The 26,305-nt window shown below is 67.9% G+C and carries 25 protein-coding genes and 1 riboswitch; of the genes, 15 read left to right on the forward strand and 10 right to left on the reverse strand.

Going from position 1 to position 26,305, the window contains the following annotated elements; all coding sequences use genetic code 11:
- Window positions 1-2 precede the first annotated feature (2 nt).
- From DMX10_RS03730 to DMX10_RS03750, 5 genes are all read left to right on the forward strand, one after another.
- Entirely contained in the window at window positions 3-899 is an 897-nt protein-coding gene (locus DMX10_RS03730) for a GNAT family N-acetyltransferase (RefSeq protein ID WP_111259841.1), read from the forward strand.
- A 4-nt stretch (window positions 900-903) separates the two neighbouring features.
- On the forward strand, window positions 904-2,322 hold the full coding sequence (locus tag DMX10_RS03735; protein WP_111259842.1) for a PIG-L deacetylase family protein: 1,419 nt from the start codon (window positions 904-906) through the stop codon (window positions 2,320-2,322).
- Window positions 2,323-2,394: 72 nt separating this feature from the next.
- Window positions 2,395-3,816 (forward strand): bifunctional D-glycero-beta-D-manno-heptose-7-phosphate kinase/D-glycero-beta-D-manno-heptose 1-phosphate adenylyltransferase HldE, encoded by a 1,422-nt coding sequence (gene hldE / locus DMX10_RS03740; RefSeq protein ID WP_111259843.1) that lies wholly within the window; start codon window positions 2,395-2,397, stop codon window positions 3,814-3,816.
- A gap of 110 nt (window positions 3,817-3,926) precedes the next feature.
- The gene (locus DMX10_RS03745) at window positions 3,927-5,216 is read left to right on the forward strand and encodes an acyl-CoA dehydrogenase family protein (RefSeq protein ID WP_111259844.1); all 1,290 of its coding nucleotides are present in this window, start codon (window positions 3,927-3,929) and stop codon (window positions 5,214-5,216) included.
- Window positions 5,217-5,226: 10 nt separating this feature from the next.
- Complete coding sequence (locus tag DMX10_RS03750) at window positions 5,227-6,435, forward strand: acyl-CoA dehydrogenase family protein (RefSeq protein WP_111259845.1); 1,209 nt, start codon at window positions 5,227-5,229, stop codon at window positions 6,433-6,435.
- Window positions 6,436-6,587: 152 nt separating this feature from the next.
- Here the strand turns inward: DMX10_RS03750 and DMX10_RS03755 are convergent, their stop codons facing one another.
- The 4 genes from DMX10_RS03755 to DMX10_RS03770 form a co-directional block, all read right to left on the reverse strand.
- On the reverse strand, window positions 6,588-7,493 hold the full coding sequence (locus tag DMX10_RS03755; RefSeq protein WP_111259846.1) for a metal ABC transporter ATPase: 906 nt from the start codon (window positions 7,491-7,493) through the stop codon (window positions 6,588-6,590).
- 43 nt (window positions 7,494-7,536) lie between these two features.
- Window positions 7,537-8,352, reverse strand: a complete 816-nt coding sequence (locus tag DMX10_RS03760; protein WP_111259847.1) for an aldo/keto reductase — start codon at window positions 8,350-8,352, stop codon at window positions 7,537-7,539.
- A complete protein-coding gene (locus tag DMX10_RS03765; protein ID WP_111259848.1) occupies window positions 8,349-9,521 on the reverse strand; it encodes an FAD-binding oxidoreductase in 1,173 nt (390 codons plus the stop codon). The genes DMX10_RS03760 and DMX10_RS03765 overlap by 4 nt, the downstream gene beginning before the upstream one ends.
- Before the next feature lie 65 nt (window positions 9,522-9,586).
- Window positions 9,587-9,916: a multidrug efflux SMR transporter gene (locus DMX10_RS03770; protein ID WP_111259849.1), complete on the reverse strand. Its 330-nt coding sequence runs from the start codon at window positions 9,914-9,916 to the stop codon at window positions 9,587-9,589.
- A gap of 86 nt (window positions 9,917-10,002) precedes the next feature.
- On the opposite strand from DMX10_RS03770, the gene DMX10_RS03775 reads away from it, so the two are divergent.
- Window positions 10,003-10,887, forward strand: a complete 885-nt coding sequence (locus DMX10_RS03775; RefSeq protein ID WP_111259850.1) for a LysR family transcriptional regulator — start codon at window positions 10,003-10,005, stop codon at window positions 10,885-10,887.
- Between the two features lie 33 nt (window positions 10,888-10,920).
- Entirely contained in the window at window positions 10,921-12,189 is a 1,269-nt protein-coding gene (waaA, locus tag DMX10_RS03780) for a lipid IV(A) 3-deoxy-D-manno-octulosonic acid transferase (RefSeq protein ID WP_111259851.1), read from the forward strand.
- A gap of 10 nt (window positions 12,190-12,199) precedes the next feature.
- Here the strand turns inward: waaA and DMX10_RS03785 are convergent, their stop codons facing one another.
- Complete coding sequence (locus DMX10_RS03785; protein WP_111259852.1) at window positions 12,200-12,796, reverse strand: cupin domain-containing protein; 597 nt, start codon at window positions 12,794-12,796, stop codon at window positions 12,200-12,202.
- Between the two features lie 83 nt (window positions 12,797-12,879).
- Window positions 12,880-14,829, reverse strand: a complete 1,950-nt coding sequence (locus tag DMX10_RS03790) for an FAD-dependent oxidoreductase (RefSeq protein WP_111259853.1) — start codon at window positions 14,827-14,829, stop codon at window positions 12,880-12,882.
- 154 nt (window positions 14,830-14,983) lie between these two features.
- On the opposite strand from DMX10_RS03790, the gene DMX10_RS03795 reads away from it, so the two are divergent.
- Both DMX10_RS03795 and DMX10_RS03800 read left to right on the forward strand, forming a co-directional pair.
- Window positions 14,984-16,045 carry an ABC transporter substrate-binding protein gene (locus tag DMX10_RS03795; RefSeq protein ID WP_111259854.1) on the forward strand — a complete coding sequence of 354 codons (1,062 nt, stop codon included), beginning with the start codon at window positions 14,984-14,986 and terminating at the stop codon, window positions 16,043-16,045.
- Window positions 16,046-16,124: 79 nt separating this feature from the next.
- Window positions 16,125-16,916: a class II aldolase/adducin family protein gene (locus DMX10_RS03800; RefSeq protein ID WP_111259855.1), complete on the forward strand. Its 792-nt coding sequence runs from the start codon at window positions 16,125-16,127 to the stop codon at window positions 16,914-16,916.
- Here the strand turns inward: DMX10_RS03800 and DMX10_RS03805 are convergent, their stop codons facing one another.
- The 3 genes from DMX10_RS03805 to DMX10_RS03815 form a co-directional block, all read right to left on the reverse strand.
- Complete coding sequence (locus DMX10_RS03805; RefSeq protein WP_111259856.1) at window positions 16,917-17,249, reverse strand: type II toxin-antitoxin system HicB family antitoxin; 333 nt, start codon at window positions 17,247-17,249, stop codon at window positions 16,917-16,919. It lies immediately after the preceding gene.
- Window positions 17,246-17,500, reverse strand: a complete 255-nt coding sequence (locus tag DMX10_RS03810) for a type II toxin-antitoxin system HicA family toxin (RefSeq protein WP_111259857.1) — start codon at window positions 17,498-17,500, stop codon at window positions 17,246-17,248. Before DMX10_RS03810 ends, DMX10_RS03805 begins: the two co-directional genes overlap by 4 nt.
- Window positions 17,501-17,628: 128 nt before the next feature.
- Window positions 17,629-19,068: a TolC family outer membrane protein gene (locus DMX10_RS03815; protein ID WP_111259858.1), complete on the reverse strand. Its 1,440-nt coding sequence runs from the start codon at window positions 19,066-19,068 to the stop codon at window positions 17,629-17,631.
- 218 nt (window positions 19,069-19,286) lie between these two features.
- Window positions 19,287-19,393: riboswitch (TPP riboswitch) on the forward strand.
- A gap of 93 nt (window positions 19,394-19,486) precedes the next feature.
- On the opposite strand from DMX10_RS03815, the gene thiC reads away from it, so the two are divergent.
- Both thiC and cytX read left to right on the forward strand, forming a co-directional pair.
- Complete coding sequence (thiC, locus tag DMX10_RS03820) at window positions 19,487-21,370, forward strand: phosphomethylpyrimidine synthase ThiC (RefSeq protein WP_111259859.1); 1,884 nt, start codon at window positions 19,487-19,489, stop codon at window positions 21,368-21,370.
- A 75-nt stretch (window positions 21,371-21,445) separates the two neighbouring features.
- The gene (gene cytX / locus DMX10_RS03825) at window positions 21,446-22,744 is read left to right on the forward strand and encodes a putative hydroxymethylpyrimidine transporter CytX (protein ID WP_111259860.1); all 1,299 of its coding nucleotides are present in this window, start codon (window positions 21,446-21,448) and stop codon (window positions 22,742-22,744) included.
- On the opposite strand, the gene DMX10_RS03830 is transcribed toward cytX, so the two are convergent.
- On the reverse strand, window positions 22,701-23,435 hold the full coding sequence (locus tag DMX10_RS03830) for an RsiV family protein (RefSeq protein WP_256604762.1): 735 nt from the start codon (window positions 23,433-23,435) through the stop codon (window positions 22,701-22,703). The genes cytX and DMX10_RS03830 overlap by 44 nt on opposite strands.
- Window positions 23,436-23,623: 188 nt before the next feature.
- Between DMX10_RS03830 and DMX10_RS03835 the strand changes: the two genes are divergently transcribed.
- The 4 genes from DMX10_RS03835 (at window position 23,624) to DMX10_RS03850 (ending at window position 26,297) form a co-directional block, all read left to right on the forward strand.
- Window positions 23,624-24,241 (forward strand): NUDIX domain-containing protein, encoded by a 618-nt coding sequence (locus DMX10_RS03835; RefSeq protein ID WP_111259862.1) that lies wholly within the window; start codon window positions 23,624-23,626, stop codon window positions 24,239-24,241.
- Window positions 24,232-24,684 carry a DUF1249 domain-containing protein gene (locus DMX10_RS03840; RefSeq protein ID WP_111259863.1) on the forward strand — a complete coding sequence of 151 codons (453 nt, stop codon included), beginning with the start codon at window positions 24,232-24,234 and terminating at the stop codon, window positions 24,682-24,684. The genes DMX10_RS03835 and DMX10_RS03840 overlap by 10 nt, the downstream gene beginning before the upstream one ends.
- 119 nt (window positions 24,685-24,803) lie before the next feature.
- A complete protein-coding gene (gene cpdA / locus DMX10_RS03845) occupies window positions 24,804-25,619 on the forward strand; it encodes a 3',5'-cyclic-AMP phosphodiesterase (RefSeq protein ID WP_111259864.1) in 816 nt (271 codons plus the stop codon).
- 60 nt (window positions 25,620-25,679) lie between these two features.
- Complete coding sequence (locus tag DMX10_RS03850) at window positions 25,680-26,297, forward strand: YqiA/YcfP family alpha/beta fold hydrolase (protein ID WP_111259865.1); 618 nt, start codon at window positions 25,680-25,682, stop codon at window positions 26,295-26,297.
- The last annotated feature ends 8 nt before the right edge of the window (window positions 26,298-26,305 follow it).

Consider the following 26,305-nt stretch of genomic DNA (forward strand, 5'->3'; position numbering starts at 1 on the left):
CTGTGCTGAACCTGATACGCGCCTGCCGTGAACGTGGCTGGCGCCCACTGAATGCCGTCGAATATGCCGCCGTCTGGTCACGTTTCGGCGGCAGCCTGGTGACCCACCCGGATGTGGTGGAGCGCCTGTCCGCGATGGCCGGCATCCCTGTGCGCTACCTCGGCTGGTTCGAAGGTGACGAGCCGGTAGCCGCGGTCCCCACCTGGGGACGGCACCTCGCCTTGTCGAGGGATGCGCTCAAGCGTGCCGGCAAGCGCCATCTTTTCGATCTCGGCAATGCCGAGGTGCTCCTGCCGGCGCGACCGGACAGTGGAGCGGTCTTGCGCCATCGCGGCGCCTACCTGGGCGAACCCAACCAGAGCCGCCTGCAGGGGCTGCGCCTGCAGAAGGACTCGCTGGCTCTGTGCCGTGAGCCTGAGGAATTCTCCAGGAAATTCCGCTACAACCAGCGCCGCGAGCTGCGCCTGCTGGAGGAGGCCGGTGGCACCCTGAAGCCGATCGCGGAACTCGCTCCCGCCGAACTGGCGGCCGTCTACACCGAACTGTTCGAGCGTCGCTGGGGCTTCGATGTGCCCGGCAAAGGACATCTGGAAGAGGTGTTCGGGTTACTGAGGGAATTCCTCAGCGGCAGCCTGTTGTTGCTGGAGGGAGCGCCCATCGCCGTTCAGGTGGTGTACAGGGTCGAATCTCCAGAATGGATCAGCGCCGAATACATCAACGGCGGCGTCGATCCGCAAAGCCGGGACTTCAGCCCCGGCAGCGTCCTCAGCTTCGTCAATACGCAGGCCGCCTGGGAAGATGCCCGGGCCAGAGGCAAGGCCTTGCGCTATTCGTTCGGGCGCGCAGATGTGGAATACAAGGATCGTTGGTGCAACAAGGTTCCCGTCTTTCGGGTGTGAGTGAATGGAAACACGCAAGCAGCTGCTCCTGCGCCGTCATCGGCGCCACAAGCGTTTGTTCATGTTCGGTGCCCTGCTGGTGCTTATGGCGCTGGACTGGTTCGGCTCCTGGAGCACCACGCCCGTTCTCCTCGTGCTCGGCTGGATCGCCCACGAGGCCTGGTTCGCCGATCACCTCTTCTATTCCCCGCGAGATGACTACCAGTACCGCTTCCCCGGCAGTGCCCGGGCGCTGCCCGTGGGCCTGGTGGACGGCCGCCTGGACCCGGGCGGTGCGGCCTGGCCCGAGGGCGCGGAGACGCTGGTGCTGGAAGTGGTGATCCGCAGCCGCTGGCTCGGTCGCCTGCTCGACCCCCATGTGCTAGTCGAATGTGGCGAAGGTCTCGACCGCCAGGACTTCGAGCGGGGCGTGAACGGGCGCCGCTACATCAATCTCTCCGGGGCTCAGGCCGCCTTGGCCGCCGGCACGTTGCGCCTGCGCGGGCGTTTCTGCCGGCTGGCGCCGAGCGCCACGCTGCATGCCTTCAGCAACCCCGATTACGCCAGGAAGAAGGTGCTGGTCATCGCGCCTCATGCGGACGATGCCGAGCTGGCGGCCTTCGGGCTCTACAGCCGTTGCAGCGACGTGCACATCGTCACCCTGACCCAGGGCGAGATCGAGGCCCAGGTCTATCGTCGCCTTGGGCTGGACACCGCTGCCGCTGCACGCCTCAAGGGGCGCCTGCGCAGCTGGAGCAGCCTGGCGGTGCCGCTCTGGGGCGGCGTACCGGCCACCCGGTGCCTGCAGCTGGGCTACTACTGCCTGCGCCTGGAAGCCATGGAGGCCGAGCCGGACAAACCCTTCGCCTCGCTGGAGTCCGGGGAGGCGGACATCCGCAGCGTCCGCCGCTTCAATGCCCTGGCACTGCCCGGCGATCTCGATGGCGCGCCGACCTGGAACAACCTGGTGGGTGACCTGGCGGCCCTGCTGGCCCGCCTGCAGCCCGACGTTGTGGTGGTGCCGCACCCGCAGCTCGACCCGCATCCGGATCACGTCCAGGCCAGCCGCGCCCTCGACCAGGCCATCCGCAAGAGCGGCTGGACCCCTCCGGTGCAACTGCTCTATGCCAACCATCTGGTGGACAACGACCGCTGGCCCATGGGCCCGGCCGGTGGCGGTATCGCCCTGCCACCCTGCATCGAGCCGCTGCCGGCGGATCACCTGTGGAGTCCCGTGTTGTGCGACCAGGTGCGCCTGGACAAGGCCCAGGCGCTGGCCATGCAGCATGACCTGCAGGTGCCGCTGTCGTTCAAGAAGCGCCTGCGCCGGACCATCCAGTGGCTGCTCGCCGCCCGTCGCTGGCCGGAGAGCGGCGAGGACGACTTCTTCCGCAAGGCGGTGCGCCGCCACGAGCTTTTCTGGGTGAGACGCCTTTCCGATTGACGGCCTCCGGCGACGGGGTGGGTCAGCTGCTATGTTATGATCCGCGCCGTTTTTTCATGCTCTGGAGTCTTCATGAAGCTCACCATGCCCCGTTTCGATCTGGCCCCCGTTCTGGTGGTGGGCGACGTCATGCTCGACCGTTACTGGCATGGCGGCACCTCGCGCATCTCCCCCGAGGCGCCGGTGCCCGTGGTGCGTGTCGACCAGATCGAAGACCGCCCGGGCGGTGCCGCCAACGTGGCGCTGAACATCGCGGCCCTGGGTGCTCCCGCCGCCCTGGTGGGGGTGACCGGTGAAGACGAGGCCGCCGCCAGCCTGCTCGCCAGCCTGGGCGCTGCTGGCGTCGACGCGCGCTTCCAGCGCATCGCCACCCAGCCGACCATCGTCAAGCTGCGGGTCATGAGCCGCCACCAGCAGTTGCTGCGCATGGATTTCGAAGAACCCTTCGAGACCGACGCCGAGGCCCTGGCCGTCGAGGTCGAGCGCCTGCTCTCCGGGGTCAAGGTGCTGGTGCTGTCCGACTACGGCAAGGGTGCGCTGAAGAACCACCAGGCGTTGATCCAGGCCGCCCGGCGCAAGGGCATCCCGGTGCTCGCCGACCCCAAGGGCAAGGACTTCGGCATCTACCGCGGTGCCAGCCTGATCACCCCCAATCTCAACGAATTCGAAACCATAGTCGGGCGCTGTGCCGACGAGGCCGACCTGGTCGCCAAGGGCGCGCAACTGATGCGCGAACTGGACCTCGGCGCCCTGCTGGTGACCCGTGGCGAACACGGCATGACCCTGCTGCGCCCCGACCAGCCCGCCCTGCACCTGCCGGCCCGCGCCCGCGAGGTCTTCGACGTCACCGGCGCCGGCGACACCGTGATCTCCACCCTGGCCGCCAGCCTGGCTGCCGGCGAGGAGCTGCCCCAGGCCGTGGCCCTGGCCAACCTGGCCGCCGGCATCGTGGTCGGCAAGCTGGGCACCGCCGCCATCAGCGCCCCCGAACTGCGCCGCGCCGTACAGCGCGAGCAGGGCTCCGAACGTGGGGTACTGAGCCTCGACCAGCTGCTGCTGGCCATCGAGGACGCCCGCGCCCACGGCGAGAAGATCGTCTTCACCAATGGCTGCTTCGACATCCTCCATGCCGGCCACGTGACCTACCTCGAGCAGGCCCGCGCCCAGGGTGATCGCCTGGTGCTGGCGGTCAACGACGACGCCTCGGTCAGCCGCCTCAAGGGGCCCGGTCGTCCGATCAACTCGGTGGACCGGCGCATGGCGGTGCTCGCCGGCCTCGGCGCCGTCGACTGGGTGGTGAGCTTCAGCGAAGACACCCCCGAGCGCCTGCTTGGCCAGGTCAAGCCGGACATCCTGGTCAAGGGGGGCGACTACGGCATCGAGCAGGTGGTGGGCGCCGACATCGTCAAGGCCTACGGCGGCGAAGTGCGCGTGCTCGGCCTGGTGGAGAACAGCTCCACCACCGCCATTGTCGAGAAGATCCGCAGCCGCTGATCCTCGTCCCGGCGGGTGGCCGTCGTGCCACTCGCCCGCGTCCCGTCGGTCATAGGCGCGCTGCCTTCCGGCGCGCATCATCCCGGCATCCTCACCCCGCGTGGAGCGAGATGCCCATGAGTACCGATGCACAGGGACGCGCCCTGTCCGTGCTGAACCGCGTCGCCCAGGCCGACTGGCCGGACCGGCTCAAGCTGCGCAAGCCCTTCGAGAAGCTTCTCTACACCGGCAGCCGCGCCGGCTTCCAGATGGTCGCCGAGCGGTCCGGCAAGGCGGCCAAGACGCCGCGCAAGGCCGACCCGGATACGCTCTTCGACCTGTCCCTGAGCGACGAGCAGCAGATGATCCGGGAGATGCTCCAGGGCTTCGCCCTGGAGGTGCTGCGCCCGGCTGCCCACGACGCCGATGCGCGCGGTGCCATTCCCGCCGACCTGCTCAACCAGGCGCTGGAGCTGGGCCTCGCCCACTACGGCGTCGGCGAGGTGCACGGCGGCATGGCTGGCGAGCGCACCACTGTCAGCAACGCGCTGATCGCCGAGGCGCTGGGCCAGGGCGACCTGTCCCTGGCCGCCTCGTTGCTGGTGCCGCTGTCCGCCGCCAACTGCATCCGCCGCTGGGCCTCGCCCGAGCAGCAGGTGCGCTGGCTGCCGGCCTTCGTCGGCGAGGAACGTCCGCCGCTGGTGGCCATCGCCGTCAGCGAGCCCGGCGTGCTGTCCGACCCCCACCGCCTGGCCACCAAGGCGCGGCGCAAGGGCAAGCACTACCAGCTCACCGGTGAGAAATGCCTGGTGCTCGAAGGGCTCAATGCCAGCCAGCTGATCGTCGCCGCCGAGGCCGAGAATGGCCCGGCGCTGTTCCTCGTCGAGGGCGGCGCCAGGGGGCTGGAGCGCCAGGCCGAGCCCGCCATGGGGCTCAAGGCCTGTTCGACGGCGCGGGTGCTGCTGAAGGGCGTCAAGGTACCGACGGAGAACCGCCTGGCCGCCGCCGACTTCGATTACCCGCGCTTTCTCGATTTCACCACCCTCGCCTGGTGTGCCCTGGCCCTGGGCACCGGCCAGGCGGCGCTGGACTACGTCGTCACCTACTGCAACGAGCGCGTCGCCTTCGGCGAGCCCATCAGCCACCGCCAGGGTGTCGCCTTCATGGTCTCGGACATCGCCATCGAGCTGGATGCCATGCGCATGATGGTCTGGCGCGCCTGCGCCCGGGCCGAGCGTGGCGAGCCCTTCCAGCGCGAGGCCTACCTGGCGCGCCTGCTGTGCGCCGAGAAGGCGATGAAGATCGGCACCGACGCGGTGCAGCTGCTGGGCGGCCATGGCTTCACCAAGGAGCACCCGGCCGAGCGCTGGTACCGCGACCTCCGCGCCGTGGCCATCATGGCCGGCGGCTTGCACCTTTGAGGGGATGACTATGAACCTTGAAACCCCGAAGAAATTCCGTGGCCTGGCCAACCAGGCGCACCAGGTGGCGGCCAACTACTTCCGCCCCATCTCCCGCAAGTACGACAAGGCCGAGCACGCCTACCCCAAGGAGCTGGACCTGCTCGCCGCCCTGCTGGACGGCATGAACGCCGGCTCCCCCGACGCCGTCGGCGCCACGTCCGCCAGCAAGCGCGGCAGCGGCCAGGCGGAGGAGGGCGTGCGCAACGGCGGCAATCTCTCGGCGCTGCTGGGTGTCATCGAGCTCTGCTGGGGCGATGTCGGCCTGCTGCTGGGCATGCCGCGCCAGGGGCTGGGCAACGCCGCCATCGCGGCGGTGGCCAACGAGGAGCAGCTCAAGCGCTTCGGCAGCACCTGGGCGGCCATGGCCATCACCGAGCCGGGTTGCGGTTCGGACTCGGCCGCCATCCGCACCACGGCGGTGAAGGATGGCGACCACTACGTGCTCAACGGCGAGAAGATCTTCGTCACCTCCGGCGAGCGCGCCGATGCGGTGGTGGTCTGGGCGACCCTGGACAAGAGCCTGGGCCGCGCGGCGATCAAGTCCTTCGTGGTGGAGAAGGGCACGCCGGGCATGAGCGTCACCCGCCTGGAGAAGAAGCTGGGCATCAAGGCATCCGACACGGCGTCGATCAGCTTCAGCGATTGCCGGGTGCCGGCGGCCAACCTGCTGGGCAACGCGGAGATCGATGTACAGAAGGGTTTCGCCGGGGTCATGGAAACCTTCGACAACACCCGTCCGCTGGTGGCCGGCATGGCCATCGGCGTGGCCAAGGCTTCGCTGGACCGTACCCGTGAGCTGCTGAAGAAGGCCGGCTGCACGTTCGACTACCGCAAGCCGTTGCTCCGCGTGACCCACGCCGAAGCCACCCTCTACCGGCTGGAGGCCGAGTGGGAGGCCGCGCGCCTGCTGACCCTCAAGGCTGCCTGGATGGCGGACAACAAGCTGCCCAACTCCAAGGAGGCCTCCATTGCCAAGGCCAAGGCCGGGCGCGTGGCCAACGAGGTGACGCTCAAGTGCGTGGAACTGGTCGGCGCGCTGGGGTATGGCGAGGACGAGCTGCTGGAGAAGTGGGCGCGGGATTCGAAGATCCTCGACATCTTCGAGGGGACGCAGCAGATCCAGTTGCTGATCGTCGCCCGCCGCCTGCTGGGCAAGAGCTCCAGCGAGCTCAAGTGATTCTGTTGTAGTGCCCGATTGGCCCCGCTCCGGCGGGGTTCTTTTTTGCGGCGCCTGAGGGCATATCACGGCGCTCGCCCTCGCTGCATGCGGCGTTGGGGCTGGTGAACGGGCCGTCACCCGGGCGAGCGCGGGGCTCGATCCTCGGACCTTCAGCAGGCCAGGCGCCTGCTCCGTTCGGCGGTGCCCACGCGGGCCAGCCAGTCCTTCCAGCGGATGCGTTCGTCACGCACCAGCCAGCCGTCCTGTTCGGCGAAGCTTTCCGAAAGCCAGACACCCCGGGTGCTGGCTGGCTTGAACTCGCCGTTACGCAGGGTCAGCAGCTCGCCGGTGGGCTTGCCATGGTCGCGGGGCAGCAGGTAGATGTCCGGGCGGCGACGTTCGAGGGCGGCAACCAGTTCGCCGTCGTGCAGGCTCTCGTCTACATGGAAGAAGCTCACCTGGCGGGCATCGCGCGGCAGCTCCAGGCTCATGTCGTAGACCAGCTGCAACGAAGCGGTGGGCAGGTGCACATAGGCACGCGGGCGCTCCAGCAGCGTCAGGCTGCCGGTCTGCACCGGGCGTGCGGCGCCCGACAGGGGGCTGAGGCGAAAGTGGCTGGCTTCGCGGTAGTGCAACTGGCGCTGGTAGGGCGTCGGCAGCCAGGTGTCGGCGAAGCGCCCGCCGAGCCAGCCGTCCGGCGTCTCGATCAGGCATTCCTCGGCCACTTCCTGGATGGCGGTGAGCAGCGGCAGGTTGAGTTCATGGGCCGGTACGTAGCCGGAGATCAGCTTGAGCACGGTGTCGCCGCGATCCAGACGGCGCTGGCGCACCAGCACCCAGTATTCGCGCCCCTGCAGCTCCAGGGTCAGGCGCACGGAGACGCCCAGGTTGGCCAGCTCGACGGCGAAGCGCTGATTGTCGGCGACCTCCACCGGGCGTCGACGGCGTTCCAGCATCTGGGTGAAGTTAAGCGGCAGGCCAAGGGCCTGGTAGGTCAGGCCGTCGGGGGTGGCTTCGACGTGGAGGGGCAGGGTCTTGAAGGCCCCCGGGTCTTTACGGGCCAGGATTCGCGGCATGTCGGCTCCTTCTTGCGTCGGGGTCGGCCGCAGTTGCGGCGCTCTAGGGACGGCCTTGCAGCACCTCGGCGGCCGTCGCGACATTATGGGACAGGTGCAGCGGATTGATGGTTCCGATGATGGCGCTGCCGACCCCGGGGTGGCCGAAGATCAGCTCGAAGCTCGCTTTCACCGGGTCGACGCCGGCCCCTGTGCAGGCATGGCCGCTGGCCAGGCCCTTCTTGATCAGGATGCCCTTGGCGTGACTGGCAGCATAGTCCAGCACCGGCTTCTCGCCCTGTTCGGCGAGGTTGTAGGTGACCATCGCGCAGTCGCCGCGCTCCAGCGCCAGCAGGCCGCCTTCCACGGTCTTGCCGGAAAGGCCGAAGGCGCGGATCTTGCCCTCGCGCTTGAGCTCGGCGAGTGTCTCGTAGGCGCCGCTCTCGCGGAGGATGCGCAGGTCGTCGCCATCGGAGTGCAGCAGCAGCAGGTCGATGTAGTCGGTCTCCAGGCGCTTCAGGCTGCGCTCGACCGAGCGGCGGGTGTGCGCCGGGCTGAAGTCGTGGCTGGAGCGGCCCGCTTCGAACTCCTCGCCGCTCTTGCTGACGATCACCCAGTCCTGGCGCCGGCCGCGCAGCAGCGGGCCGAGGCGCTCCTCGCTGCGCCCATAGGCTGGCGCGGTGTCGATCAGGTTGATGCCCAGCTCATGGGCCAGGCCGATCAGGCGGCCGGCTTCGTCGTCATCGGGGATGGTGAAGCCCGAGGGGTATTTGACGCCCTGGTCGCGGCCCAGCTTGACGGTGCCCAGGCCCAGCGGCGAGACGATCAGGCCGGTATCGCCCAGGGGGCGGTGCAGGTGATGCAGGCTGCTCTGGATCACAGCAGTTCCTCCCAGACCGGTTGCGCCAGGCTCGGGCGCGGCAGCCCGGGCAGGGCGGCGGGCTGCGTCGGCCGTAGTCCGTCGCGCTCCAGGGCGGCGATCACCCGGTCGGCGAAGTCGGGCGCCAGCGCCAGCTTGGTCGGCCAGCCCACCAGCAGGCGGCCCTGGTCGGCGAGGAAGGCATTGTCCGGGCGCGCCAGGCCGGTCTGCACCGGCTCGGCGCGGTCGACGCGAAGGGTCGCCCATTGGGCGGCGCTCAGGTCGATCCAGGGCAGCAGGTCGTGCAGCTCCTTCTCGGCCGCGGCGATCTGCTCCGCCTCGGTGCGCGCCACGCCATCGGCTTCGGCGATGTCGCCCCCCAGGTACCAGACCCACTGGCCATCGGCGGCGGGATGGGTCGTGACCGTGACGCGCGGCTTGGGCCCGCCGCCGAGGCAGTGGGCGTAGAGCGGTTTCAGCCCGGGCGCCTTGACCATCACCATGTGCAGCGGGCGGCGCTGCATGGCCGGTTGCTGGATGCCGAGGGCCTGCAGCAGCGCCTCGTTGCCGGCACCGGCGCTGAGCACGATGCGCTGGGCGCGGATGCTGCGACCGTCGACCACCAGGCCGACGAGCTCATCCCCCTCGCGCAGCGGTTCGATGCTGCGCCCGGCCAGCAGGCCGTCGCCGGCGAGCTCGGCCAGGCGCTGGATCAGGCTCGGCACGTCCAGCACCAGTTCGGCGAGGCGATAGACCTTGCCCTTGAATTTCGGGTGTTGCAGGGCCGGGGGCAGGGCCTCGCCCTTGACCTGGTCGACGCGGCCGCGCACCGCCTTGCTGGCGAAGAAGCTGGTGATGTTGCCGGCCAGGGAGCCGGGCGACCACAGGTAGTGGGCGTCGGACAGCAGGCGCACCGGGCGCAGGTCCAGCTCGCCGTTGCCGGCCAGGGCCTCGCGCCAGCGGCGCGGCATGTCGGCGATGGCTTCGGAGGCGCCGGTCAGCGCGCCGTGCAGGGCGTACTTGGCGCCACCGTGGATGATGCCCTGGGACTTCACGCTCTGCCCGCCGCCGAGGCTGGCGTTCTCCACCAGCAGGGTGGCGAAGCCCTGGCTGCGCAGGCGTGCCGCGAGCCAGAGGCCGGCGACGCCGCCGCCCACGATGAGGACGTCGGTGTTGAGAACCTGGGACATGGAAGCTGCCTCGAAGAAAACCGGCGCGCAGTATAACGCGCGCCGTGAGGCGGGGCTGACGTGGATCAGTGGCCGGTGCTGCCGGAGAACAGCTGGATCACCACGACGCCCGAGACGATCAGGCCCATGCCGAGCATGGCCGGGATGTCCAGCTTCTGCTGGTAGAGGAAGACCGCGGCGATGCTCACCAGGACGATGCCGAGGCCCGCCCAGATCGCATAGGCGATACCCACCGGGATGCTTTTGACCACCAGGCTGAGCATCCAGAAGGAAATGCTGTAGCCGACCACCACCAGCAGCGGAAGGGGTTTGCTGAAGCCGTCGAGGGCTTTCATGGAGGTGGTGGCGATCACTTCGGCGGTGATGGCGATGGCGAGGTAGAGATAGCCGGTCATGGTGGCCTCCTGGGTTTTCCGGCTGCCGATTCTAGCCGCCGCGATGATGGGATAAAGTGATTACCCATCTGTAATGGAGATAGGTCATGCAGTGGAACCTTGAGCAGATCCGCCTGTTCGTCAGCGTCGCCGAAGGCCAGTCGTTTTCCTCGGCGGCGCGTCGGCTCAACCGGGCGCAGTCGGCGGTCAGCAGCTCCATCGCCATGCTGGAGGCCGATCTCGGGGTGACGCTGTTCGAGCGCAGCAGCGGCCGCCAGCCGCGCCTCACTGCAGCCGGCGGCACCCTCCTGGAGGAGGCCCGCGAGGTCCTGCGCCAGTGCCAGCGCCTGGAGGGGCGCGCGCTCGGGCTGGTGCGCGGTGAAGAGGTGCGCCTGCGCCTGGCCCAGGACGAGGCCATGCCCTACCAACCGGTGCTCGACAGCCTGGAAGCGCTGGCCAAGGCGTTCCCCCTGCTGGAAGTTCAACTGGCCAGCGGCGCCCAGGGTGACGTGGCGCGCAAGCTGCTGGAGCGCCGCGCCGACCTGGGCCTGCTGTTCCACCACGAGCAGATGCCCGAGGCGCTGGAGCGCCAGCGCCTGGGCACCATCGAGATGGTCACGGTCTGCGGCGTCGGTCATCCCCTGGCGGGTGTGGCACATGTCGACCGTCGCGAACTGGCCCGCCACCGCCAGTTGCTGATGGCCCCGCAGGACAGCCGCTACCCCGGCGGCGAGCAGCTCAGTCCCTCGATCTGGCGCACCGACAGCTTCTACACCATGGCCGAGCTGCTGATGCGCAACCTCGGCTGGGCCTGGTTGCCGCGCCATGTGGTGCAGTACCCGACCTACCAGAACCAGTTGGTGGAACTGAGCAGCGACTGGACGCCGCCGCCCTTGGTGGTGGAGCTGGTCTGCCGCCGCGACGAGTCACTGGGCCCGGCGGCGCTGTGGCTGGCCGACTGCTTCGCCGAGCACCTCAAGGCGATCGGCTGATCCTGCGCCGTCGCTCTGATAAGCTCCGCGCCCATGAATCGCACCCTCTATACCCTGCTGTTCCACCTCGGCCTGCCCCTCATCGCCCTGCGCCTGGCCTGGCGCGCCTGGCGCGCGCCGGCCTATGCCCGGCGCATCGCCGAGCGCTTCGCCTTCGGCCTGCCGCCCCTGCAACCGGGCGGCATCTGGGTCCACGCGGTATCCGTGGGCGAGAGCATCGCCGCGGCGCCGATGATCCGCGCCCTGCGCGAACGCCACCCGCAGTTACCGATCACCGTCACCTGCATGACCCCCACCGGCTCCGAGCGCATCCGCGCGATGTTCGGCGACCAGGTGCAGCACTGCTACCTGCCCTATGACCTGCCCTGGGCGGCGGCGCGCTTCCAGCGCCTGCTGAAACCGAAGCTGGCGGTGATCATGGAAACCGAGCTGTGGCCCAACCACATCCACCAGTGCCACAGGCGTGGCGTGCCGGTGGTGCTGGCCAATGCGCGGCTGTCCGAGCGTTCCGCCCGTGGCTACGCACGCTTCCACAAGCTGACCGCGCCCATGCTCGCCGAGCTGAGCTGGCTCGCGGTGCAGACCGAGGCCGAAGCCGAGCGCTTCCGCAGCCTGGGCGCCCGTCCCGAGGCGGTGGCGGTGACCGGCTCGATCAAGTTCGACCTGCGCATCGACCCGGAGCTCCCCGTCCGTGCTGCGGCCCTGCGTGAGCAGTGGGGCGCCATGCGGCGCCCGGTCTGGATCGCCGCCAGCACCCACGCGGGGGAGGACGAGATCATCCTCGCGGCTCACCGCCAACTGCTGGCCGAGCGCCCCGACGCGCTGCTGATCCTGGTGCCGCGCCATCCGGAGCGCTTCAACACGGTGTTCGAGCTGTGCCGCCGTGAAGGCTTCTCCGCCGTGCGCCGTTCCAGCGGCGAGACGCTGACGGCGAGCGACTCGGTGCTGGTCGGGGACACCATGGGCGAGCTGCTGTTCCTCTTCGCCCTGGCCGACATCGCCTTCGTCGGCGGCAGCCTGGTGCCCAACGGCGGGCACAACCTGCTGGAGCCGGCCGCGCTGGGCAAGCCGGTGCTCAGCGGCCCGCACCTGTTCAATTTCCTCGATATCGCCGCGCAGTTGCGCGACAACGGCGCCCTGGTCGAAGTGGCCGACGCCGAAGCGCTTGAGAGCGCCGTGGCCAGCCTGTGGCGCGACAGCGCTGCCGCAACCCGCATGCACGACGCCGGGCTGGCGGTGCTGCGGGCCAACCAGGGGGCCCTGGAGCGCCTGCTTGCGGGGCTCGCCCGCCTGCTGGGGTGAGCCCGGGGCCTCAGAAGGTCGGCGGGGTGATGATCCAGATGATCAGCGTGTCCCTGTCGCCAGGGTTGCCGTAGCGGTGGGGTTCCTGGCTGGAGAAGGAGAAGCTGTCGCCTTCGGCCAGCAGGAAATGCCGCTCACCGACCCAGAGCTCGAATTCGCCACTGAGTACGTAGCCGGCTTCCTCGCCTTCATGGCTGTAGCTCTCTTCGCTGTAGGTGCCGGGAGGGAATCGGGAATGGAGGATTTCCAGCGAGCGGCTCGGCTGCGGGCTGAGCAGCTCGTCGATGATGCCGTCGTCGTAATGCACGCTCATGCGGCTGTTCTTGCGTACCACATAGCCCTTGTCCGCTTCGGCCGTGGGTGCTTCGCTGGCGAAGAACCACTGGATGGTGACGCCCAGGCTGCGGGCGATATTGAACAGTGCGGGGATCGAAGGGTAGGCCAGGTTGCGTTCCAGCTGGCTGATGTAGCCGGCGGTCAGCGAGCTCTGTTCGGCCAGCTCGGCGAGGGTCATGTCGCGACGTTTGCGCAAGGCGCGGATGCGCGTGCCGAGGAACTGGCTCTCGGGCGCATTGGCGGTGCCGGGCGGCGGCAGGCTGGGGCTCATGATCCCTCCGGTCCTTGGGGCTGGGCGGAGGGCTGGCCCCGCGCGAACGCGGCATTGTAAAGCAGCGGCGTGCCCCTCGCGCCCTAGATTTCCCAGGCCGCCTGCAGCCCCTCGAATATCGCCTCTTCCACCGTGCGCGCGGCCAGGCAGTCGCCGATGCGCTGGAAGGGCACCAGGCCGTCCAGCGTTGCGCCAAGCTCGTCCAGCGGCTGGTGGCCCTGGCACAGCACCAGGGTGTCGACGTCCTCGAACAGCAGCGGCTCGCCGCTGGCCGCATGCAGCATGTACACCGTGCTGTCGTCGTGGCCGTAGAGGCGCGTGTAAGGGGTGATCGCAATCCCGAGGCGGTGCAGTTCTCCGGCCATCTGGTCACGCACGTAGAGCGGCAGGCTTTCACCGCAATGGGTGCCATTCACCGCCAGCCTCACCGAATGGCCCTGGCGGGTCAGGCGCTCGGCGATGCCGGGGCCGATCCAGTCGCAACGCCAGTCGGCCACCAGCACCGAGCGGCCGACCTGCACCTCCCCCTTCAACACCTGCCAGGCATCCACCACCTGCAGTTCACCGTCGCGCTCGATATCCGGCCAGTAGGGCCGTGCGCCGGTGGCGATGATCACCTGGTCAGGCCGCTCGCGTTCCACGAATGCGCGGTCGACGCGGGTGCTGCGCACCACCTTCACGCCAGCCAGCTCCATCTCCCGCTGCAGGTTGGTGGCCGCGCCGCCGAACTCGCTGCGCCGGGGCAGCAGTTGCGCCAACAGCACCTGGCCGCCGAGCTGCGTGCTCGCTTCGTAGAGGGTCACCTCATGGCCCCGTTGCGCGGCGACTGCAGCGGCCTTCATGCCTGCCGGGCCGCCGCCGACCACCATGATCCGCTGCGCCCTGCGGGTCATGCGGGGCTGGCCGTAGCGCAGCTCGCGGCCCGTTTCCGGGTGCTGGATGCAGGAGATCGGGTAGCCCTTGTGGAAATGGCCAATGCAGGCCTGGTTGCAGGCGATGCAGGCGCGCACGTCATCCACCCGGCCGCTGGCGCTCTTCTCCGGCATCAGTGGGTCGCAGATCAGTGCCCGGGTCATGCCGCAGACGTCGGCCTGGCCGCTGGCGATGATCCGTTCCGCCTCCTGGGGCTGGTTGATGCGCCCGGTGACGAACAGCGGGATGCCCAGGCGCGCCTTGAATCCGCCAGCGGTCGGTGCGAGGTAGGCCGGCTCCACTGCCATGGGCGGGACGATGTGCACGGCCCCGCCGAAGGACGCGGACGTACCGGCCACCAGGTGCACGTAGTCGAGCTCCTGCTCCAGGGCGAGTACCGCCTGCAGTGACTCGTCTTCGCTGAGGCCCTGGGGATCACGCTCGTCGGCGGAGATGCGCAGGCCGACGATGAAGTCCTCGCCCCCGGCCAGGCGCACCGCCGCGAGGATCTCGCGAAGGAAGCGCAGGCGGGCCCCGAGGTCGCCGTTGTAGCCGTCCTCGCGGCGGTTGACCCGGGGGTTGAGGAACTGCGCCGGCAGGTAGCCATGGCTGGCCACCACCTCCACCCCGTCGAGGCCGGCCTGGCGCAGCCGGCGGGTGGCGGCGCCGTAGCCTGCGACTATCTCGTCGATCATCCCCTGGTCGAGCGCACGGGGCATGACGCGGAAGCGCTCGTTCGGGGTTACGGACGGGGCGTAGGCCACCGCCAGCAGGCCGCTGGCGGTCTCCATGATCTCTCGTCCAGGGTGGAACAGCTGCGACAGCACGAGGGTGCCGTGGGCATGGCAGGCTTCGGCCAGTTCGCGATAGCCCGCGATGCAGGCGTCCTCGGTGGCCATCAGCACGTGCGAGGTGTAGCGGGCGCTGTCATGAACCCCCGCCACCTGCAGCACGATCAGGCCCACGCCACCTTCGGCGCGGGTGCGCTGGTAGGCGACCAGGGCGTCGTTGACCCGGTTGTCGGTGGGCAGGCTGGTGTCGTGCCCGCTGGACATGATGCGGTTCTTCAGGCGCTTGCCACGGATCTGCAGGGGTTCGAACAGGTGGGGAAAGGCGTGCATGGCAATCCTCGCGGGGTTGCTGGAGTTCTTATGAATTCATTACTTGTTTATCCATGGTAAAAAATCAACTTGTTTTTTTACTGGTGCGCATCTAGCGTGATCCCTGCCCCTCGACGGGCCATCCCCGTACAACAAGAACAATGGGAGAAACACCATGCGACACGACTTTCCGCGTCACTCGACCGGCCTGCCTCGCCTCGTCCTCCTCTTCGCCCTGCTGGCGCATGCCCTCGCGGCTCAAGGTGCCCCCGACATGGTGGTGGTCGGCTATGGAGGTGACGGCCAGAAGGCCCAGGACGAGGCCTTCTTCAAACCCTTCGCGGCCGAGGACGGCAAGCCGATCATCCAGAGCGAATACAACGGCGAGATGGCGCGCATCCGCGTGATGGCCGATACCGGCCACGTCGACTGGGACCTGGTGCAGATCGAAGGGCCCGATCTGGTGCGGGGCTGTGAGAGCGGTCTGTTCGAGCGCCTGGACTGGCAGCGTATCGGCGGGCGCGACCGGCTGGTCGACGATGCCGCCCAGGAGTGTGGTTCCGCCGCGCTGGTGTGGGGTGTCGCCCTGGCCTATGACGCCGACCGGCTGCCATCCCCGCCGACCTCCTGGGCCGATTTCTGGGACCTGGAGAAATTCCCCGGCAAGCGCGGGCTGCGCAAGCGTGCGGTCTACAACCTGGAGTTCGCCCTGCTGGCCGACGGTGTGCCGGTGGGAGAGGTCTACAAGGTGCTGGCCAGCCCGGGTGGCGTCGACCGGGCCTTCGCCAAGCTCGACCAGATCAAGTCGCAGGTCCAGTGGTGGGAGGCCGGTGCCCAGCCCGCCCAATGGCTGGCAGCGGGTGACGTGGTGATGACTTCGTCCTATTCGGGACGCGTGGCGGCGGCTCATCGGGCGGGGCGCAACCTCGACCTGGTCCTGCCGGGCAGCCTCTACGGCATGGACTACTGGGCGATCATCAAGGGCTCCCGGCATGCGCAGCGGGCCGAGCGACTGATCGCCTTCGCCAATCGCAAGGAGCCTCAGCTGGCCTACATCCAGCGCATTCCCTACGGGCCGACCAACCGGGATGCCGCAGCCGCGCTGGACGCGGAGCAGGCCCGCTGGATACCGGCGACCCCGCAGGCCTTGGCGGCGAGCCTGCCGATGGATGTGGAGTTCTGGGTCGATCACGGCGAGGAACTCGAAGAGCGTTTCAATGCCTGGGCGGTGCGCTAGGTCGGCGTGATACTTGCCTGCATTCCCGAGGCCGCCATCGCTGGCGGCCGAACCTGCGCCAGTTCCCACGGAGATCGCCATGACGCCCCTGCACGCCCCGCTTCCGCCTTCGTCCTGCACCGCAGAGGAGCGTGTCCTGCGCCAGGAGCTGGCAGCCTGCTACAGGCTCATCGCCCATTTCCGCATGACCGACCTGATCTTCACCCACATCTCGGTGCGCTTGCCGGGGCCGGAGCACCATTTCCTGATCAATCCCTATGGGCTGATGTTCGACGAGATCCGCGCCAGCGACCTGGTGAAGATCGACCTGCTGGGGCGGCCGGTGGAGCCCACGGGCTACAAGGTCAACCCGGCGGGATTCGTCATCCACGGTGCCATCCATGTAGCACGCGAGGATGCCCGCTGCGTGCTGCACACCCACACCCGCGCCGGTTGCGCGGTGGCCGCACAACCGGCCGGGCTGCTGCCGGTGAACCAGATATCCATGGAGTTCTACGGCCGCGTCGCCTACCACGACTACGAAGGCGTGGCGCTCAACCTCGACGAACAGAAGCGCCTGGTGGCGGACCTGGGCGACAAGCCGGTGATGATCCTGCGCAACCACGGCCTGCTCACGGTCGGCGAGACGCCGGCCCAGGCCTTCCTGCGCATGTACTACCTGGAGAAGGCCTGCGACATCCAGGTGGCGGCCCAGGCCGGTGGCGAACTGCTGCTGCCGCCCCACGAGGTCTGCGAGCACACCCAGCGCCAGTTCAACGAGCCCGCACGGCCGGTGGCGGAGGGGGAACTGACCGACCCGGATGCGATGGACCTGGCGTGGCAGGCGCTGTTGAGGTTGCTGGAACGGGTGGCGCCGGATTATCGGGATTGATCAGCCCTGGGCGGCGCGCCTGACCGTGTCGGCGATCCACTGGTTGATGCTCATGCCGGCCAGCGCGGCCTTGGTCGCGATGTTGGCGTGGACGTCCGGCTCGATGCGCAGGCTGAGTTTCCCCGAGTAGGGTTTCTGCGGTTCGCGCCCGAGCTTCGCGCAAGTGGCGAGGTAGTCCTCGACGGCTTCGCGGAAGGCTGCGCGCAGCTCCTGGACCGACTCGCCATGAAAGCCCACGACATCGCGGATGCCGGCGATGTGGCCGATGAACAGGCCGTCTTCGTCGCTGTACTCGATGCGGGCGGAGTAGCCGTTGCAGTTCATCACGTTCATGGAGTCACTCCTGCTTGCTCGAGAAAGAAGCGGGCGTCGCGGACCTGGTAAGGCTTGGCTTCCTTCTCCGGGTGCGGCCTGTGGAAGCTGGCGACCACGCCGTTCAGCTCGAAGCGCACACGGGAACCGTTGCCTTCGATGGATAGGGCGCCGAGGGCGAGAAAAAGCGATTCGATGCGGACCCATTCCAGAGTTCGGGCCGTGGGGCGGGCGAAGATCGCTTCGAGGGTGCCGCACTGTTTGCTGTTCATGGTATCAGGGTCTGATACCGGTCGCGGGCCGCCAATCGGCGGGTGTGGATGGCGTTCGTCAGGTCATGCCGAGATCGCCCATGAAAAAGCCCGGCACGAGCCGGGCTTTTTCATGGGACAGTGATGACTCAGTAGTTGGCCTTGTTCTTCAGGCTGGCTTCCGCGGCCTTGGCCAGGTCCGGGGGCAGGAAGTCCTTGTCCGGGTCGTAGTCGGACTTGAGGAAGCTGGCGAGGGCTTCCAGGTCCGACGGGCTGAGGGTGCCGGCCGCCTGCTTCAGGCGCAGGTTGTCGAGGATGTAGTCGTAGCGCGCGTTGTTGTAGTCGCGCACGGAGCTGTAAAGCTGGCGCTGGGCATCGAGCACGTCGACGATGTTGCGGGTGCCGACCTGGTAGCCGATCTCGGTGGCTTCCAGGGCGCTCTGGTTGGAGATGATCGACTGCTTGCGGGCCTTAACCTGCTCCACGTCGGTGTTCACCGCGCGGTGGTAGTTGCGGGTGTTCTGCACCACCTGGCGACGCAGGCTTTCACGCTGCTGCTCGGTCTGGTTCAGGCGCTGGTAGGACTCGCGCACCTGGGAGCTGGTCAGGCCGCCGCTGTAGATCGGGATGTTCAGCTGCAGGCCGATGGTGCGCTGCTCGACATCGCTGCCGTAGCGCACGGGGCTGGCGCCGCTGTTGGTGAAGCCGAGGCTGTCGTTGTCGCCTTTCTGGTACTGGGCGACGGCGTCCAGCGTCGGCGCGTGGCCGGCCTTGCGCTGGCGCAGGGTCTCTTCGGCGGCGTCGACGGCGTAGTTGCTGGCCTGCAGGTTGAGGTTCTGCTGGGCGGCGGTGTCGACCCAGGCCTTGGCGTCGTTCGGCGCGGGCACGACCACCGGCAGGGTGTGCTGGATGCCTTCGATGGAGGCGTATTCGCGGTTGGTCAGGGTGACCAGCGCCTGGAAGGCGTCATCCACGTTGCGCTCGGCGATGATGCGGTTGGCGCGGGCGGTGTCGAAGCCGGCCTGGGCTTCCAGCACGTCGGTCTTGTCGGAGAGGCCGACATCGAAGCGCTCGTTGGCCTGGTCGAGCTGGCGCTTGAACGCCGCTTCCTCGGCCTTGGTGGAGGCCAGGTTGTCCTGGGCGCGGAGCACGGCGAAGTAGCCTTCGGCGGTCTGCAGGATCAGGTTCTGCTGGGTCGCGGAGAATTCCAGGGAGGCCTGCTCGGTGCTGGCCTCGGCAGCCTGCAGCTGGAACCAGCGGTCGGCGCGGAAGATCGGCTGACTCAGGCTGGCCTGGTAGGCGATGCCGCTGCGCGAGCTGGTGGCCGACGGCTCGTCGAGCTTGGTGCGGGTGTCGTTGGCGGTGGCACCACCATTGATCTGCGGCAGCAGGCCGGACCGGGCCTGGGGCACGGCCTCGCGCACGGCCTCGAAGTTGGCGCGCGCGGCGGCGAGATCGGCGTTGTTGTCTACGGCGTCCTTGTAGACGGTCACGAGATCCGTCTTGGCTGACAGCGGGGCCTCTGCTGCCCAGGCGCTACCCGCGAAAGCGGAGGCCACGGCAACAGCCAGTGAGAGTCTGCGCAGCATGATCAATCCTAGATTCAGTGGAGTCGGGCAAGGCTACGGCTGCCATGGTACGCGGTCAAGACGGCTCCATGGCGGGGTCAGTGTAGTTTGCAACACGTTATGTTGCTTGCCGGGAACAATGAATGCGTGACGCGGTCCGTGCGTCGGTTTCGGACGGGCTGGTCATTTATTTCTGACCTTGGGGTTGGTTTTGTGGAAGGGGCTTGTTTAGACTGGCCCCGTTCTTGTCGGGGTGCCTCGAATCGGAGGCTGAGATCGGAAAGTTCCGGATCCCGTTGAACCTGATCAGGTTAAGGCCTGCGTAGGGAACAAGATGCGCCTCCCGCGCCTTGCGGCATTCCTGGGAGGTTCCTCTCGGCACCGGTCCCGGTGCACTCTGCCCCTCAGGTTCGCTCCGACATCACCCAGGAGCTAGCCGATGACTGCAAAACAACAAGCGAACCTGAGCGAAAGCGCCCAGGTCGACCAGCAATCCATCCAGCCTTTCCCCCGTTCGCAGAAAGTCTACGTGCAGGGTTCGCGCCCGGACATCCGCGTGCCGATGCGCGAGATCAGCCTGGACGTGACCCCCACCGCCTTCGGCGGCGAGATCAACGCGCCGGTGATGGTCTACGACACCTCCGGCCCCTACACCGATCCGAGCGTGACCATCGACGTGCGCAAGGGCCTGGCCGACATCCGCTCGCAGTGGATCGAGGACCGTGGCGACACCGAGCTGCTCGCCGGCCTGTCCTCCAGCTTCGGCCAGGAGCGCCTGGCCAACCCCGAGCTGACCGCCATGCGCTTCGCCCACGTGCGCAACCCGCGCCGGGCCAAGCCCGGGCGCAACGTCAGCCAGATGCACTACGCCCGCCAGGGGATCATCACCCCGGAGATGGAGTTCGTCGCCATCCGCGAGAACATGAAGCTGGCCGAGGCGCGCGCTGCCGGCCTGCTCAAGGAGCAGCACGCCGGGCACAGCTTCGGCGCCAGCATCCCTGCGGTGATCACCCCCGAGTTCGTGCGTGACGAGATCGCCCGTGGCCGCGCCATCATCCCCGCCAACATCAATCACACCGAGCTGGAGCCGATGATCATCGGCCGCAACTTCCTGGTGAAGATCAACGGCAACATCGGCAACTCGGCCCTGGGCTCCTCCATCGAGGAAGAAGTGGCCAAGCTGACCTGGGGCATCCGCTGGGGCTCGGACACGGTGATGGACCTGTCCACCGGCAAGCACATCCACGAGACCCGCGAGTGGATCATTCGCAACTCGCCGGTGCCCATCGGCACCGTGCCGATCTACCAGGCGCTGGAGAAGGTCGGCGGCATCGCCGAGGACCTGACCTGGGAGCTGTTCCGCGACACGCTGATCGAGCAGGCCGAACAGGGCGTCGACTACTTCACCATCCACGCCGGCGTACTGCTGCGCTACGTGCCACTGACCGCCAAGCGCGTCACCGGCATCGTCTCGCGGGGCGGCTCGATCATGGCCAAGTGGTGCCTGGCGCATCACCAGGAGAATTTCCTCTACACCCACTTCGAGGAAATCTGCGAAATCATGAAGGCCTACGACGTCAGCTTCTCGCTGGGCGATGGCCTGCGTCCGGGCTCCATCGCCGACGCCAACGACGCTGCGCAGTTCGGTGAGCTGGAGACCCTCGGCGAGCTGACCAAGATCGCCTGGAAGCACGACGTGCAGTGCATGATCGAAGGCCCGGGCCACGTGCCCATGCAGTTGATCAAGGAGAACATGGACAAGCAGCTGGAGTGCTGCGACGAGGCGCCGTTCTACACCTTGGGCCCGCTGACCACCGACATCGCCCCCGGCTACGACCACATCACCAGCGGCATCGGTGCCGCCATGATCGGCTGGTTCGGCTGCGCCATGCTCTGCTACGTGACGCCCAAGGAGCACCTGGGCCTGCCGAACAAGGATGACGTGAAGACCGGGATCATCACCTACAAGATCGCCGCCCACGCTGCCGACCTTGCCAAAGGCCACCCGGGCGCGCAGATCCGCGACAACGCCCTGTCCAAGGCGCGCTTCGAATTCCGTTGGGAGGACCAGTTCAACCTCGGCCTCGACCCCGACACCGCTCGCGCCTTCCATGACGAGACCCTGCCGAAGGACTCGGCCAAGGTGGCGCACTTCTGCTCCATGTGCGGGCCGAAGTTCTGTTCCATGAAGATCACCCAGGAAGTGCGCGACTACGCCAAGGAAAATGGCCTCTCCGAGGAGAGCCAGGCCATCGAGGCGGGCTTCCAGGAGCAGGCGGCGCGCTTCAAGGACGAAGGCTCGGTGATCTACAAGCAGGTCTGACCGACCTCGTGGCTGCACCCACGGGCTCGGCGCACTGCGCCGGGCCTTCTTCGTCCACTCTCCAGGGCCTTCAACGTGACCACCCCCAGCTACTCGCCGTCCCTGCCGGTTCCCGCCGGCCAGCGCGTTTTCGGCGCGCGCGACCTGTTCTCCCTCTGGTTCTCCCTCGGCGTCGGCCTGATGGTGCTGCAGCTGGGTGCGCTGCTGGCGCCGGGGCTCGGCCTGGCCGGGGCGCTGGCGGCCATCGCCTGCGGCACAGCCGTCGGCGTGCTGCTGCTCGGCGCTGCGGCGGTGATCGGCAGCGACACCGGCCTCTCGGCCATGGGCACCCTCGGCCTGGCCCTGGGCAAGCGCGGCGCCGTGCTGCCGGCGCTGCTCAACCTCCTGCAACTGGTGGGCTGGGGCGCGTTCGAGATCATCGTCATGCGTGACGCCGCGAGCCTGCTGGCCACCCGTGCCTGGGGCGAGGGTAGCGCGCTGGCCTCGCCGGCACTATGGACCCTGTTCTTCGGTGCGCTGGCGACCCTGCTGGCGGTGACCGGCCCGCTCACCTTCGTGCGTCGCGTGCTGCGCAAGTGGGGCATCTGGCTGCTGCTGGGCGCCTGCGTCTGGCTGACCTGGAACCTGTTCGACAAGGCTGACCTGGGCGCGATCTGGGCTCGTAGCGGCGACGGCTCGCTGCCCTTCGCCCTGGGCTTCGACATCGCCATCGCCATGCCGCTGTCCTGGCTGCCGCTGATCGCCGACTACTCGCGCTTCGGCAAGTGCGCGCGCAGCGTGTTCGGCGGCACTGCGGTGGGCTTCTTCCTCGGCAACTTCTGGCTGATGAGCCTGGGCGTCGCTTACACCCTGGCCTTCGCGCCGAGCGGTGAGGTCAACGCATTGCTGCTGGCGCTGGCTGGCGCCGGGCTGGGTATCCCGCTGTTGCTGATCCTGCTGGACGAGTCGGAGAACGCCTTCGCCGACATCCACTCGGCGGCGGTTTCCAGCGGCATCCTGGTGCCGGTGAAGGTGGAACGCCTGGCCCTGGCCATCGGCGCGTCGTGCACCGTGATCGCCTGGTTCGCGCCGCTGGCCGAGTACCAGAACTTCCTGCTGCTGATTGGCTCGGTGTTCGCGCCACTGTTCGGCGTGGTGCTGGTGGACCACTTCGTGCTGCGCCGCCGTCGCGAGGAGCTGGCGCCGCGCCGCGCACTGCGTTGGGACACCCTGGCCGCCTGGTTCTGTGGCGTCGCGGTGTACCACCTGCTGGCGAACTTCCTGCCCGAGGTGGGCGCGACCCTGCCGGCCTTGCTGCTGGCCGGCGGGCTGCAGTTCGTGCTGGGCTCCCTCAGCCGCGGCCGGGGAAGTATTGCGGCTTCAGTACCCCGTTGAGCTGCGGGTAGGGAATGGTCAGCTCGGGGTGGCCGCCCGCGTAGGGCGCGATGCTGTAGACGTCGTACTTGAGCAGCAGCGCGCCGCGGCCGAGGGCGATGTGCTCGGTGCGCTGGAAGGGCCAGGTGCGTGCGTATTCCGGGTCCTGGTCCAGCTTGTTGGCGGCCAGCCAGCGCTGGTGGGCCTGCTCGGCGAGCTTCCAGAACTCGGCTTCCTGGCCGGGGATGAGCATGTCGCGCAGGGTCAGCACCTTGTCCTGTGTGCGGTCGTAGTTGATCAGCCCGCGCCCGGGCATGCCGTGGGCGCCGCCGGTGGCCAGGTAGCTGGACAGCTCGATGATGGTCAATTGGTCACGTTGTTCCCGCACCTTGGCTTGCAGGTAGCTGGCCCAGCCGGGCTCGGCGCGCTGCAGGAAGTCCTTTTCGTAGGACTGCAGCGAGGCCGGCAGCGGTGCATCCGGTGCGTCGGCGGTCATGCGCAGCAGGCGCTGGGTCACCAGCTCGCTGAGCTGCGGGTGATCGGGAAAGCTGATGACGTCGATGTTCACCAGCGGGCAGCTGTCGCCCTGGCAGCCGGGCTTGAGGTGTTCCCAGGCATCGCGCTTGACGGCCAGGCCCTTGTCGCCGGGCGTCAGCGCCTGGCAGGCGCCGAGGAGGAGGGCGCAGCCGAGGAGGAGCAGTTTCTTGTGCATCGGGATTGAATTCGTCATCGGGTGGGGAGTCGTTATGGATTGCGTGCTTCGACTGCCGGTGGCGGTTCGAGTTCGCTCGCAGGAGCGCATGATCCCAGCCGCAAATCCATCTGCAAAGAGGCTGCGCGAGGCGAATCGCCAGAGTAGGATGCGCGAAACGCGGGATCATCAGATCGAGTGAGGCGTAGATGATAGATACCTTCAAACCCGGGCCGGACGCGGTCGAGATCATCGAGCGCGAGGAGTGCTTCCGTGGCTTCTACCGCCTGGATCGCCTGCACCTGCGTCATCGCCAGTTCTCCGGGGAGATGGGGCCGACGCTCAGCCGCGAGCTGTTCGTGCGCCATGATGCCGTGTGCGTGCTGCCCTACGATCCGCAACGCGACCAGGTCGTGCTGATCGAGCAGTTCCGCGTCGGCGCCATGCAGAAGAGCGCCAATCCCTGGATGCTGGAGCTGGTGGCCGGGCTGATCGACAAGGACGAGGAGCCGGACGAGGTGGCGCGCCGCGAGGCCGTCGAGGAGGCCGACCTGACGCTGACGTCGCTATGGCCGATCACCGCCTATTATCCTTCTCCAGGGGGATCGGACGAATACGTGCACCTGTACGTCGGTCGTTGCGACAGCAGCGGCGCCGGTGGCGTGCACGGTCTGGCCGAGGAGGGCGAGGACATCCGCGTCCACGTGCTGTCCTTCGCCGATGCGCTGGCTGCGTTGCGTGACGGACGCATCATCAACGCCGCGGCCATCATCGCCCTGCAATGGCTGGCACTGAACCGGGATGAAGTACGGGGGATGTGGACGTGAATCTGTTGCGCGATCGCTACCGGGTGGACCTCGTCGGGCTGCAAGCGGCCTGCGAGGCGAACTACGCCCGGCTGATGCGATTGCTGCCGCAGATGCGCGAGGTCCAGTCCTCGCGCCGCGTGGCCCTGAGCCAGGGCGAGCGGCTGGTGGGCGTGCTGGCGCTGGAGGTGGTCGAAGCCTGCCCGTACACCACCACCTTGAAGGTGCGGCAGGAGCTCAGCCTGCCCTGGCTGCCCTCGCCGCAGCTGGAGGTGCGCGTCTACCACGATGCGCGCATGGCCGAGGTGGTCGGGGCCGAGAATGCACGGCGGCTGCGCAGCTTCTACCCCTATCCGAACGCCGACATGCACCAGCCCGACGAGAAGAGCCAGCTCAATGTCTTCCTCGGCGAATGGCTGAGCCATTGCCTGGCCTGTGGCCACGAACTGGAGCCCGTGCTCTAGAAAATCCGCTCCCTGCCGATTTCCTGGCGCTCGCGAATGTGATCCAGTCCCGCTTCTCGGGTTTACCGTTTCACGCCTGAACCACCATAATTCATCTCATTCCGCCCAAGGAGACCGCCTTGTCGAGCGCGTCCACTCTCGCCTTTGATTCATCGGTGCTGCTGGTGCAGCTGTCCGATAGTCATCTATTTGCCGAAGAGGACGGACGACTCCTGGGCATGAACACGGCCGACAGCCTGCAGCGGGTGATCGAGCGGGTGCTGGAAGAGCAGCCGCATATCGACCTGGTACTGGCCACCGGGGACCTGTCCCAGGATGGCAGCGTCGAATCCTACGAGCGTTTCCGCGACCTCTGCGCGGTGATCCCCGCCGACAGCCGCTGGTTCCCGGGTAACCACGACGAAGTCCAGGTGATGGAGCAGGTCTGTGCCGGCACCGAGCTGCTCGACCCGATCATCGATTTCCCCGCCTGGCGCGTGGTGTTGCTGGACTCCACCATCGGTGGCGCCGTTCCCGGGCACCTGCCGCCGGAACAGCTGGCGCTGCTGGAGCGGGCGGTGAGCGAGGCGTCGGACAAGCACGTGCTGATCAGTTTCCACCACCATCCGGTGCCGATCGGCTGCCGCTGGATGGACCCCATCGGCGTGCGCAACCCGGACGCCCTGTTCACCGTGCTGGACCGTTTTCCGCAGGTGCGTGCCGTGCTCTGGGGCCATGTGCACCAGGAGTTCGACCAGATGCGCAATGGCGTGCGCCTGCTGGCCTCGCCTTCCACTTGCGTGCAGTTCGCGCCGGGCAGCGAGGAATTCCAGGTCGACACCGAGGCGCCGGGTTATCGCTGGCTGCGCCTGCAGGCCGATGGCGTGCTGGAAACCGGCGTATCGCGGGTCACCGGTATCGACTTCGAAGTGGATTACAGCGTCAAAGGTTATTGACCTTAGCGCTGCGGCACGGCAAGAAGTACAGCTTGCCCGCCAGACTTGCCAGGATGCCGCGTGTCGACCGAACAGCCCTCCCTTCTCTATATCCACGGTTTCAACAGCTCGCCCGAATCGCAGAAGGCGCGCCAGCTCGCCGCGCTCATGCAGCGCCTGGGCCTGGCCGGGCGACTGCGCGTCCCGGCGCTGCATCATCATCCGCGTGAGGCCATCGCCCAGCTCGAAGCGGCCCTCGCCGAGCTGGGGCGGCCGGTGCTGGTCGGCAGCTCACTGGGCGGCTACTATGCGACCCTCCTGGCCGAGCGGCACGGGCTCAGGGCCGTACTGATCAACCCTGCGGTGGCCCCGCACCGGTTGTTCGACGGCCAACTGGGACCGCAGAAGAACTATTACAGCGGCGAGACCTGGGAGCTGACGCAGGCGCACGTGGATGCCCTGGCCGAGCTGGAGGTTGCGCCCCCGCAGGACCCGGCCCGCTACCAGGTCTGGCTGCAGACGGCCGATGAAACCCTGGATTACCGCCACGCCGAGCGCTACTACCGTGCCTGTGCCCTGCGCATCGAGGCCGGTGGCGACCATGGTTTCCAGCATTTCCCTGCCCACCTGCCGGCCCTGCTGGCGTACGCCGGTTTTCCCGCCAGTCTGTGGCGGGATATCGACTTTTCCACCCTTTGACGAAGAGA

This window comes from Pseudomonas sp. 57B-090624 (assembly GCF_003234055.1).
Lineage (GTDB): Bacteria > Pseudomonadota > Gammaproteobacteria > Pseudomonadales > Pseudomonadaceae > Metapseudomonas > Metapseudomonas tohonis.